The sequence below is a fragment of the Cellulophaga sp. BC115SP genome, assembly GCF_009905545.1.
Taxonomy (GTDB): domain Bacteria; phylum Bacteroidota; class Bacteroidia; order Cytophagales; family Spirosomataceae; genus Flectobacillus; species Flectobacillus rivi.
This window is the reverse complement of the sequence record NZ_JAAALB010000002.1, coordinates 33,211-45,501: the sequence shown is the minus strand read 5'-3', so window position 1 is coordinate 45,501 and position 12,291 is coordinate 33,211. Positions and strand designations below refer to the sequence as shown.

At 37.1% G+C, this 12,291-nt stretch carries 10 protein-coding genes; 4 read left to right on the top strand and 6 right to left on the bottom strand.

Annotated features, from left to right (window positions below; translation table 11 throughout):
- Positions 1-113 precede the first annotated feature (113 nt).
- The 4 genes from GVN22_RS01750 to GVN22_RS01735 all read right to left on the bottom strand — a co-directional run bounded on the left by GVN22_RS01750 (position 114) and on the right by GVN22_RS01735 (position 5,801).
- Complete coding sequence (locus GVN22_RS01750; RefSeq protein WP_166549358.1) at positions 114-2,093, bottom strand: OmpA family protein; 1,980 nt, start codon at positions 2,091-2,093, stop codon at positions 114-116.
- A gap of 51 nt (positions 2,094-2,144) precedes the next feature.
- A complete protein-coding gene (locus tag GVN22_RS28365) occupies positions 2,145-4,079 on the bottom strand; it encodes an OmpA family protein (protein ID WP_166549357.1) in 1,935 nt (644 codons plus the stop codon).
- A gap of 459 nt (positions 4,080-4,538) precedes the next feature.
- Complete coding sequence (rpe, locus tag GVN22_RS01740; protein WP_166549356.1) at positions 4,539-5,198, bottom strand: ribulose-phosphate 3-epimerase; 660 nt, start codon at positions 5,196-5,198, stop codon at positions 4,539-4,541.
- A 48-nt stretch (positions 5,199-5,246) separates the two neighbouring features.
- Positions 5,247-5,801 (bottom strand): porin family protein, encoded by a 555-nt coding sequence (locus GVN22_RS01735; protein ID WP_166549355.1) that lies wholly within the window; start codon positions 5,799-5,801, stop codon positions 5,247-5,249.
- A 212-nt stretch (positions 5,802-6,013) separates the two neighbouring features.
- Between GVN22_RS01735 and ligA the strand changes: the two genes are divergently transcribed.
- The 4 genes from ligA (at position 6,014) to GVN22_RS01715 (ending at position 9,915) form a co-directional block, all read left to right on the top strand.
- Positions 6,014-8,017 (top strand): NAD-dependent DNA ligase LigA, encoded by a 2,004-nt coding sequence (gene ligA / locus GVN22_RS01730; protein ID WP_166549354.1) that lies wholly within the window; start codon positions 6,014-6,016, stop codon positions 8,015-8,017.
- A gap of 69 nt (positions 8,018-8,086) precedes the next feature.
- Entirely contained in the window at positions 8,087-8,968 is an 882-nt protein-coding gene (gene dapA / locus GVN22_RS01725) for a 4-hydroxy-tetrahydrodipicolinate synthase (RefSeq protein WP_166549353.1), read from the top strand.
- Between the two features lie 169 nt (positions 8,969-9,137).
- On the top strand, positions 9,138-9,440 hold the full coding sequence (locus GVN22_RS01720; RefSeq protein ID WP_166549352.1) for a Dabb family protein: 303 nt from the start codon (positions 9,138-9,140) through the stop codon (positions 9,438-9,440).
- On the top strand, positions 9,421-9,915 hold the full coding sequence (locus GVN22_RS01715) for a hypothetical protein (protein WP_166549351.1): 495 nt from the start codon (positions 9,421-9,423) through the stop codon (positions 9,913-9,915). The genes GVN22_RS01720 and GVN22_RS01715 overlap by 20 nt, the downstream gene beginning before the upstream one ends.
- 127 nt (positions 9,916-10,042) lie before the next feature.
- Here GVN22_RS01715 and GVN22_RS01710 read toward each other — a convergent pair whose 3' ends face one another.
- Together GVN22_RS01710 and GVN22_RS01705 are read right to left on the bottom strand one after the other, a co-directional pair.
- A complete protein-coding gene (locus tag GVN22_RS01710; RefSeq protein WP_240915544.1) occupies positions 10,043-10,969 on the bottom strand; it encodes an alpha/beta hydrolase in 927 nt (308 codons plus the stop codon).
- 252 nt (positions 10,970-11,221) lie between these two features.
- The gene (locus GVN22_RS01705; protein ID WP_166549350.1) at positions 11,222-12,286 is read right to left on the bottom strand and encodes a hypothetical protein; all 1,065 of its coding nucleotides are present in this window, start codon (positions 12,284-12,286) and stop codon (positions 11,222-11,224) included.
- Between the last annotated feature and the right edge of the window lie 5 nt (positions 12,287-12,291).

Here is a 12,291-nt window from a genome sequence, read left to right as displayed (position 1 = left end):
TATAAAGAAGTAGATTGGAGCTAAGTAATTATAAACGAAGTCATTGCTGAATAACTTCATCCGCAGGAGTAATAGTTGGTCAAGAATACGACATATTGCTCCCTTTTAACATATCATTTTTTGATAATCGTAAACTCTACTCTTCGATTCAATTTTCTTCTTTCTTCTGTGGCATTACTTGCAATAGGTCTAGTTTGTCCCCAACCTTTCGTCTGAACTCTATCTGCTTGAATACCTTGACTTACGAGATATTTCTTGGCATTTTTTACTCGATCTTCCGAAAGCTGAAGGTTTAGTTGAAAGTCTCCAAGGTTATCAGTATGCCCTTCAAAGAGAATCTCTAAAGTTGGAATTTCTTTCATCGCCTGTGCGATTCTATCTAAATCACGCAAGGCAGCTTCTGGCAAATCGGCTTTTCCTTGGGTGAATGTCAAGCTGTTAAGAACCCCTTTGTTGCCTACCTCAAGAGGAAGTAAATAAAAGTTTTTCTTGATTTCTTTAAATTCATTCTCGTTTGTTAAATCAAAATAATCCGTGATGCTCAAATACCCCTTTTTGACTGGAACGATTTCATATTGTTGGTGTAAAGGCAAAATTATTTTGAATAAGCCAAGACTAGGGTTAAAATGAGTAACATTCTTTTTCTTGTAGTTTTTGTTTGTGTACCACTCTACCTCACATTCTATCGCTTTTTGGTCGGTAGTAGAAAGTATTTCGCCCATCAGCACCCAAACTGGATCGGGTTGTTTGTCTTCTGGTAAAAGTAATCTGAAAATATCTTCTTTTTGCGAATTACCCTCATACGTACACATATAGGCGTATTCGCCTGAAGCAGGGATGGTGAAAAATCCGTCCCAATTTGGTGTATTAATGCCTTCTCCTAAATTTTGAGGCTCAGACCAGTTTAGCCAAGTCTCGTCCAATCGAGTAGATTTAAAAATGTCATTATCTCCAAATCCAGAAAAACCTCGAGTCGAAAAGTATAAGGTTTTCCCATCTGCTGCGATAAATGGCGTTACATCATGTTCGGACGAATTGAGTGTATTTCCCATGTGGCGAGGCTCAGTCCATTCTTCATTATTTTTTTTGAAAGAAACGTACAAATCTCTTTTCCCCTTGGTTGTCATGCGTTGAACAGACATTACCATTACTCGTCCATCAGGTGAAATTGCAAACTCTGCATTAGGACTATAATTATAAAAGTTGTCAATTTTAACTTCTTCAGGAAATGACCAACCGTTTGGAGTTCGTTTGGAACGGGAAATGCCAGGTGCTAATTTTCCATCTTTTTGGTATTTGTTCATCAACAATACCTCTCTACCATCCGAAGAAACGGCAAATACTGCATTGTTGTCATCTGTATTTAATGGAATACCAAGGTTCTGTGCTTTCGACCAAGTACCATCGCTGTTTTTGGTGCTGTACCATATATCTTGGTCTTTTTCTTTCCCAAACAAACTTATATAGTTGCGGGTGTAGTAAAGCGTTTTTCCGTCACTTGAAATAACAGGAGCAAATTCAGGGTTTTTGGAGTTGATGGTTTTCCCTAAATTTTCACGAATTACTTTTTTAGGGGCATCAGACGCCACTTTTACATACTGATTAACCACCTGAGCGCTGTTTGAAATACCAATAGCTTCAATTTGCTTAGAGGTTTTTAAAGCACTTTTCCGTAGCACAAGTCGAATGGCTTGAACCTTATATTCTGTCATTTTTGGTAAAACGACATTAAATAATTTATCTTTTCCAGGAATTAGCGAAGCATCTTCTGATATTTCGAAAAGTAGATGTTCTTTCGCAAGTGCATCAATAGCCCATACTTGTGCAATCGAACCTTGAGGCATCAATTCTGATACCATCACTTGTTTGATACTGAAAGCTGTATCAAATTTCATGGCCAATGATTCAAATTCGGATGTGATGGGAGAAAGCTTTAAGTTTGTAGTAGCTGTTTTGGCACGTAGAGGTAAAACAAATTCAGACGAATACTCGATGACAGTATTAGCCCATTTGATAGTTTGTGATGATGCTTCTTGGGTGAATATGAACAGTGTAACTACTAGAGCAAAACGAAAAAAGAGAGTATTAACCATAATATTAAATTAGTTAAACTCTCTTTTACAAAAATAATACCAGAAAGGAGTTTAAATTTTGACAATAGTCACCTCAACCCTTCTATTGAGCTTGCGTTTTTCTTCGGAATTGTTGCTTGCTACAGGTCTTGTAGAGCCATAGCCTTGGACTTGGATGCGTTTTTCTTCAATACCATTTTTTACAAGGTAACCTTTCACTTCGGTAACACGTTGTTTCGAAAGCTTTAGGTTTTCGTTCCAATCGCCTTGATTATCAGTATGCCCTTCGAGCATAATTTCCATTTTAGGATTTTCTCTCATTGTTGCCACAATGTGATTTAATTCTTGGAAAGAAGCTGGCAATAATTCGTATTTACTCTGTTCAAAAAACACACTGTTAAGCGTAATTTTTTGTCCTGCGGCAATTGGATAAAGGAATAAATTCTTTTTGACTTCATGAAAATCTTTTTCATTCTCAAAGTCAAGTACTTCTGATGATGATAAATACCCTTTTTGCGAGGCAGAAATCGTATATTTTTTCTTGGTTGGTAACATAAACTTATAGTCCCCCGTAGCTGGATCAAAGGTGACGCATACCGTATCTCCGTCCATAGTTGACTGTACTTTTACCTTGGCACCAACTGGCTTTTTGTCTGCCGAATTGTACACGCCGCCCGACACTTGTACGACTACCTCAGGTTTGATTGCTTCTGGGATTTTCAACTTAAAGATATCTTCTTCACCGAATGATTTTTCTTGAGAAGAAAAATACCCATAATCGCCCACGGCCGAGATCGTGAAATAACCATCCCATTCGGAGGTATTGATCATCGGACCAAGATTTTGTGGTTCAGACCATTGGGTCCACGATTCATCTAGTCTTCTTGTAACAAAGAGGTCATTGTTACCGTATCCAGGAAAACCTTTTGTGGAGAAATACAAGGTTTTAGAATCTGCAGCGATAAAGGGCATTCCTTCATCCTCAGCTGTGTTGACACTTTTGCCTAAGTTGACGGGTTTAGACCACGATTTGTTGTCTTGTAAAAAGCTTACATACAAGTCTTTTCCTCCTTCGGTATCGTCCAATTGCGCCGAAATAAGAAGGATTCTTCCATTAGGAGCAATAGAATATTCGGCATATTCAGACTTGTTTTTGAAGTCAGCAATAGCTACTTGCTCAGGGAAACCCCAGCCCGAAGCTGTTTTTTGAGAGATAGAAATACCTTTACTCATTTCACCATTAGGCATGTACACATTGTTGAGTAACAAAGTTTTACCGTCGGGATAGATAGCACAAATGGCATTATGCTCTGAATTATTGATTGGTTCAGGAAACGGTTTGGCAGGTCCCCAAGTTTTGTCGGCTTGAAGCTCAGAAAACCAAATATCTTGCTTTTTAGCAAAACCCACATTGGCTGGGTGTTTCCAACGAGTGTAATAAAGCGTCTTGCCATCAGGGGCAATAACAGGTGCTAGTTCACGAAATTCGGAGTTGATATTTTTCCCTAAATTTTCTTTCACTATCTGACTTGGCATATTGCTAGCCAAATTGATAGACGCTTTAATGGGCTGGTCAGATTGCGATATACCAATAGCATCTATCTGATTCCATCCTTTTACTTTAGAAGTATTAAGACTAACTCTGACCGATCTAACTTTGAATGTCGTTAGTTGATTGAGTATCAAATTTAACATTTTGCCTAGCTCATTTGTAGGAGGCGTGTTATTTATCCAAATAGGATGAAGGTTGTTATTTTCATCAAAAACATCTACATGAGAGATAGCTCCTTGCCCAAAATTTTCAGCAATAACGATTTGGCGAACTGGCATTATGGTATCAAAACTAACAATGATGAATTCTTCATTGATAGAGTTGTTTTGGGTCATAGGCTGCCAAGCACAAACCGAGTAGCCCACCTGAGGAAGTTTGTTGGGTTTTCCTAAAGCTTGTATTGCACGGTTTTCTTTGGTAGTTTCTTTGTCAACATACTCACTTGAGAATGCCACTACTTTACTGGCCCAAAATGTTTTTTGTGCAAAAAGAGGAAGATTTATAAATGCAAATAGTATGAGCAAACGGACTCTATTCATAGACAATCATGAAGACGAAGAGGCTTCGATATTTAATGACTTTGGCGTAACCTTAAAAACTGTGCCAATGTTGTACATCTAAGAGGTAAAGTTAATGTAAAAAAACTTTTATTATGCTAAAATGATATAATTCTGCGAGGGATTTAACTATTTTTAATGGAATATGAAAAGATAAAACGAAAATAGATTTTCTGAAAATAGAAGCGTTAGAGAAGATACAAAGGGGAAGAAAGTTTTTATTGAGCAATGATGCTACAAAGGCGAGATTATTTTTAGAGGAATGCTTTGACGAGAATTTATCTTGAAGATTAGTACTTAACCGTAGGCGATAGGCTTAAGCTTACGGCATAAAGCCTATCGCCTAGGGCTAAATGACTAAATCTGAATATTTTTCAAATTAGCAATTGTTGCCTGTGGGTCTGGGGCATTGAATACAAAACTTCCAGCTACCAATGCGTCCGCACCTGCTTCAATTAATTTAGTCCCAGTTTCTTGATTTACACCACCATCAATTTCAATAATTGTATTCAAACCTCTTGAATCAATCATTTGACGCAAACGACGAACTTTATCATACGTAGATTCAATAAATTTCTGACCACCAAAGCCAGGGTTTACCGACATCAACAATACCATATCACAGTCAGGTAAAATTTCATCAAGCACCGAAAGCGAAGTGCCAGGGTTTAATACCACACCTGCAACACATCCCAACGATTTGATTTGTTGCAAAGTACGATGGATATGAGTACATGCTTCGTAATGTACTGTAATATTGGTTGCACCAATTCTTTTGAATTCCTCCAAATATCTATCTGGTTTTTCAATCATCAAGTGCACGTCTAACGGTTTCTTGGCATGACGATTAATTGCCTCGATTACAGGCATACCAAAAGAAATATTCGGTACAAAAGCACCATCCATAACATCGATATGAAACCAGTCTGCTTGCGAGTTGTTGACCATTTCTATATCTCGCTGAAGATTCGCAAAATCCGCCGCTAGTACTGACGGAGCAATAATGATATTTTTCATGCCGCAAAATTAAAGGAATCTTTAGCAGGAAAAAAGAAAAAAGAGGTATTATCGGATAAGATAAAGTGCAGATAGTGTGACTTGCGTTAGTCGATAACCTTCTCCCATAGGTCGAGGGGCTGTCCAGACATTGGCGGAGGTTTGAAAGATTGCTTCCATTCTCAAATGTTTCTGGATTTTAAGACCAATCCCTAAGTTTCCTCCGAAATCATACGTTTTTTGAGAGGTTGTATAGGTAAATTCTCGCTCTAGCTGATAGCTGGCATAAGGACCAACAACACAATAAGCTTTGGAATCGCCAAGGTTAATTTTTGCCAACAACGAAAAGTCAACATAGGGAGATTGAAAAGTAATCCCTCTTCTTTTGAATCCTTTATTCGTATATAAAATTTCTGGACTTAAAAGTACATCACTTGTTAATGGCAGTTGACCAAAAACGCCAAAATGGAAAGTATAGATATTATTGTTAGGATCATTAATTAAGCCTGTTCCTGCGTGAGAAGCTGCATTACCACCCGCTTTTATCCCAAAATTGACACCATCTTGAGCGAAAGCTGTCAAACTGACCACGAGGAGGTAACAAATGAGTATAAACTTTTTCATAAGGATTTTTATTTTCTACTTGGCACTAAACACTAAAGGTTCGAACAAAAGTATAACATCAAAGGTCTTGTAATCAGCACTTCTTTGTAGGAGAAGCCTTTTTGCTTAAAGTATTTGAAGCAAAAATCTGATTTTTGAATTATCTTGGTCAAAAATTAGACCGAAAACATGAATCTATCTCAAAAAATAGATTTTACTAGAAATATACGAAAATGAGTCCGCAAGAACAGATTAATTCCCTTACTGATAAAATAAATTATCACAATCATTTGTATTACATGAAGTCCGAAACAGAAATTTCTGACTTCGAGTTTGACCAATTGCTTGTTCAGTTGAGAGCTTTGGAGGAGCAATACCCAGACCTAGTTCGTGAGGATTCGCCTACACATAGAGTAGGAGGGACTATTTCGAAGGAATTCGAATCTGTAACGCACCGTTTTCCGATGCTTTCTTTAGGAAATACTTACAACGAACAGGAGTTATTGGATTTTGACGAAAGAGTACAAAAAGGATTGGACGGACAATCTTATGAGTATATCTGTGAGCTGAAGTTTGATGGCGTGGCACTATCAGTTTGGTACGAAAACGGAGTTATTACCCGTGGTGTAACTCGTGGAGATGGGGTTCGTGGCGATGATATTACTGCCAATGTAAAAACGATAAGAACATTGCCTTTGAAAGTAATGGCAAACGGTCTTCCGACGCAGTTTGAAGTTCGTGGAGAAGGATTTTTGCCATTAGCATCTTTTGAGGCTATTAATAAAGAAAGAGAAGATATTGGCGAAGCACTTTTGGCCAATCCAAGAAATGCAGCCTCTGGAACTTTCAAAATGCAGGATTCTTCTGTGGTGGCGAAAAGAAAACTTGATTTTTATGTATATCAATTTTTGTCAGAAGAGACTGTTTTTGATACACACGAGGAAAGTTTACACTGGTTAAAGTCGGTAGGTTTTAATGTTTCTGATACTTGGGAAAAGCATGATACGATTCAAGGAGTTTTAAGTTTTATTGAAAAATGGGAAGAAAAACGTCATGAGTTACCCTTAAATACAGATGGAATCGTTATTAAAATCAATTCTTTTGCCCAGCGCGAAGAATTGGGTTTTACGGCAAAGTCGCCAAGATGGGCAATTGCCTACAAGTACAAGGCAGAATCTGCCACTACAACGCTAGAGTCAGTAAGCTATCAAGTGGGTCGCACAGGAAATATTACCCCAGTTGCCAACTTAAAACCCGTTTTGTTGGCAGGTACAGTGGTAAAACGTGCCAGTGTTCATAATGCCAATGAGATAGAGCGTTTGGATTTGCATATCGGTGATACTGTTTTTGTAGAAAAAGGAGGGGAGATTATTCCGAAAATTACGGCAGTGGACATGAGCAAGAGAACTGAAGCACTTGAAGCTGTGCAGTTTCCTCACCTCTGTCCAGAATGTAACACCGAATTGATTCGTAAAGAAGGAGAAGCCAACCATTATTGTCCAAATGAAAAAGGCTGTCCTCCGCAAATCAAGGGTAAAATTGAGCACTATATTCAGCGTAAAGCCATGAATATCGAAAATATTGGTGCTGAAACAATAGATACTTTTTATACAAAAGGTTTACTAAAAAGCCCTGCCGATTTATATGATTTGAAATATGAAGATATTCAAGGAATGGAAGGGTTTAAAGATAAATCTATCAAGAACATTCTTTCAGGAATTGAAAAATCAAAAGAGATACCTTTCAAACAAGTGTTGTTTGCCATAGGAATTCGATTTGTTGGGGCAACAGTAGCTGAAAAACTTACTGCCCATTTCTTGACAATTGAGGCGCTTTCTGAAGCTACCTATGAGCAGTTGATTGAAGTGCCAGAAATTGGCGATAGAATTGCACAAAGTATTATCGCTTACTTCGCCGATGCTGACAATCGACAGTTTATTGCCCGTTTACAACAAGCAGGATTACAGTTTGAGCATATTCCTGCTGAAATTGTTGTCGAAGGAAACGCTTTGGAAGGAAAATCTTTTGTAATTTCGGGTGTTTTTCAAAATTTTGGAAGAGACGAGCTCAAAGTGAAGATAGAAGCCAATGGAGGAAAAGTCCTCAGTGGTGTATCTAAAAAGCTTGATTTCTTGCTAGCAGGCGCAGAAGCTGGTCCTTCAAAAATCGAAAAAGCGCAAAAACTGGGCGTCGCTGTTATTTCTGAGGAGGATTTCTTAGGAATGCTCGAAGTCTAAAAAACGAGAATTTTATTAAAATTTCTGGGGTATTGAAAACAATACTCTGCCAAACTCAAATCAATTATAATGAGACCAAAATTTCATGGTGTAGCTCCCGCATTAGTAACGCCAATGCATGAGGATGGGAGTATTAACTACGATGGGTTAAAATCTTTAATCCAACACGTAAGCGACGGAGGTGTAGATTATTTGGTTGTTCAGGGAACAACAGGTGAGTCAGCAACAACTTCTAAAGACGAAAAGAAACGTGTTTTGGAATTTGTCAAGGAGCACAACTACAAGAACCTTCCAATCGTGTACGGTGTAGGTGGAAACAACACGCCAGAAGTGGTCAAATATTTGAAGGAAGTAGACTTGACAGGTGTAGACGCAATCTTGTCAGTATGTCCATATTATAACAAACCTGGCGCTCGTGGTGTGATTGCGCACTATACTGCCATTGCTGATGCTTCACCAGTTCCTGTGATTATGTATAATATTCCAGGTCGTACAGGTATTAATATGTCTGCATCAACAACTTTGACGCTAGCTCAGCATCCCAACATTATCGGTATCAAAGAAGCATCTTGTATTATCGAGCAGTGTATGGAAATCTACAAAGGAAAGCCAGAAGACTTCTTATTGATTTCAGGTGATGATGTGCAAGCAGTTCCAATCATCGCTTGTGGTGGTGTAGGGGTTATGTCTGTGATTGCAAATGCTATTCCTACCAAATTTACTAACATGATTCACGCAGCCTTGGATGGTGATTTCAAAGGTGCGCGCGACGTTTTGGGTGATTTCTTAGCAATTGACCCATTATTGTATGAAGAAGGAAATCCAGTAGGAGTGAAGAAGATTCTTGAAATTAAAGGTCTTGCTGAATCTCACGTTCGTTTGCCATTAGTGAAAGCTTCGGAAGAACTAGGCGAAAGAATGAAAGTGGTTTTGGCCAACGATAACTTATAGTAATTTTTGTCGCCTCAGGCTTTTGCTTGGGGCGATTTGCATTTTGTGAATGCAGAGTTAGTGAATTGTGCCTGATTTTACCAAATGCTTTTTTACTTAACGCCTACGGCTTACAGCCTAAAGCTTTATGATGTAATAACATTTTGTTCCCTGTAAATAAAATTTAACTATGTTCGTTCATATTGTAAACTTCTGGTTGAAACCAGATTTGTCGGCGGAGGATCGTCAAAAATTTGTAGAAGGTGTAAGTTCACTTGGAACTATCGAAGGTTTGGTAACATTCAACGTAGGTACTCCTGCCGATACTGACCGTCCTGTGATTGATAAAAGTTATGATTATAACCTTTTAACAGTTTTTAACAACATAGAAGGACACGATAAATACCAAGTTGACCCAATCCACCTTAAATTTGTGGAAGAATGTAAACATCTCTGGGATAGAGTACTAATTTATGATGCAGAAAGTATTTAATAATCCAATAGGAAAAGGGCTGGCTTCGATATTATTTATCGGCTTAGTGTTGTCTTGTAACAAACCACCTTCAACGAGTTCTTACTATCGTCCGAATTACGAAAGAGGAGGTTATGACTCTGGTGTTGGCTTAAATTTTGGTATTGATGAAAAATATCCTATCGAAATTTTGCAAGGAACAGACAAACCTGCAAATGCTTTTGAGGAGATAGAAAACCTAAAAATTGAGGGTGAATATCCGCTTACAACTGACCAAGAATATAAAGGTCGTATGTTGAAAAGAGGAAATGATGAGCAACAAAAAAGAGACTTGTTGAAGCAAATGGTTGAAAAGGCACAGGATTTAGGCGCAAGTGGCTTAATGAATGTGAATTATAAAGTATTCTCTACTGCTACAACATCAGGCTATATTTTGACTGGAAAAGCTTTTAGATATGTTATAAAGCCACAAGTAAAACCTGCTAAGAATTACTAACAGTGTTTATTGAGTGAATGAGTGATTTTTTTAAATTCATATTAAAAATAATTACTCATTCACTCAACCACTAAATCACTCAATTAGAGATAACTCATCATACTCAGCTCAACATAATTACCCTATCTTATTTACAAAAATTATAGGCTGCTGATAAATGATTCTTTTTACCAGTTTCAAAAACTGTATGTTTCTGATAAACCTTTCCTTTTAACACATCATTCATAAAAGTTAAGATATAAGCTTGATTTTTATTGAAAAGCTCAGCGCTATATTCATGACCTCCACCGCAATAGCTATATAAATGTGTCATCCCTTTCATACTTTTCAAATGATTGAAAATGGAATAAGACCCAAATAGCATCAACCATCCAGATGAGTTTACAGGACAATAATGGTGAGCAGCCGTACCATAAGGAACAGTTACGTCACCGTTACCATGAAAGAAAAACATAGGAATTTTATTTTCCTTAGTGATAAGATTTAAGTCCATAATGGCACCTGCACCAGAAATCAAACCTGCATATTTGAAATTTTCTGGAAGCGTTTTTCCGTACATCGCCATCAATTTTTGATTCCAAAAAGCAGCGTGCAAAACCGTTTCTCCACCTGCACTAGAACCAGCAATAAATATTTTTTCAGGGTTGATATGATATTTTGTAGCGTTATTTAAAAAGAAAAGCGTCGAAAGCCATAAATCGTTAGCTCCATAATTGAATGCTTTGATTTTTTCTGGTAAAACTCCATCGCAACTAAACTTCTTGTTTTTCATGTATAGGGTATAGGTAATGGTAGCAGCCGCATAGCCGTTTTGTGCCATGTATTTGCAAAAGGCGTATCCACCATCGAGTGTTCCTCCTGAGAACCCTCCTCCATGAACAAATATTACCAATGGAAGATCGGTATCGGATGCAATATTTTCAGGAAGAAATAAATCTAAGTCAAGGCTTAATGTATCGTTTTTGAAATAGTTAATAGTTTGTTGTTTTTGAGAAAAGCTTTTAACTCCTATTAAAAAGAAGAAAGCAAACATACATAGTTTTTGGATTTTCATATAATTCTCAGATTTTGTTTGTTCAGCTACACATAGCATAGTGCCCAAATATACCATCTTTTGAAGAAAACATTTTCCTGCTTTACCCCAACTTTACCCAAACATCTATAAAGAAAGACTAATTACTTATCAAGTAGAATTGTGATTGATAAATGGTGAAGGTAAAATTTGGCGTATAAATAACCTATATCATAAACTCCCCTTATTACAGGATTAACACCATTAAACTTTTTGCTGATCGCATAAAGCCAATTATTTACTTTCATGACCATTCTCATCATAATCTTTACTTTGAGTTGGATTACCATCGATGTCAAACGTTTGGGCTCTTCCTATGATGCAGTCATTTTGGTAGTAGGCAATATGTCTAATTTTACCATTAGGGTGATAGGTTATTTGGGTAAAGAATTTTCTTCTTGGGTCATAGAGCTTTTCGAAATCTATTCTTCCTGATTGGTCGTATAATCTGTGCAAGATTAAATCTCCTTGTTTGTTATATACCTGAAATAAACTTACCTGAATTCTATGAAAAATAACCTCCATAGAGTCCAGTGACTTTGTATTCAATTCTATATCATAAAACCCTCGGTTAAATGTGGTGTCAAAATAGCACCTTCGAGAATCAATATTTTTTCCTTTATCATAAAAAGCATCTTCCTTTATCAACCCTGTTTTATAATACCATTGTGAATGTCCATCTCGACTACCATTTTGATAAAATTCACTACACATTAACTGTCCGTTTGGATACCAAATTTTTCTCTCACCTTCCAACATTCCATTTTTATATTGTTCAATAACTTCTAGTTGACCATTTGAATAATATTCCTTCCGTATCTGATTCGTAAAGGTTGGAACTTCGTGATTGTACAACTTCTGAAGATTTTTGATTAAGAGGGAAGTGTTTGGGTATTCCCATTCTCTGTAACCATCTTTGTCTTTATATTTAAAATCATGATTACACGCACCAATATATATTTCTCCTTTGTAGTCATATCCAAATAGAACCCATTCTTGTCCAACAAATATGCCCATTTCACAAGAAGTTTCTTTGCCAGTTTCATAAATTTCTGTTCTTGCGCTACCCTTGAATAATTCCAGAATTTCGATTTTTAATTGACCAAGAGCTCCATTGCCTTTTTCGGCCTTTCTCACAATTTTACTGTCAAGTATTTTTACATGAGCTATAAAAGCATATTTCTCCATTTCAGCACAGTTATCATATTTATATCTGTAAACTGAACCAAAACAAACACAAGCAGTTAATCTTGTGGGAAGTAAGAGAGTTAAGAGAACTATCAAGAGGATGTGTTTCATTGATT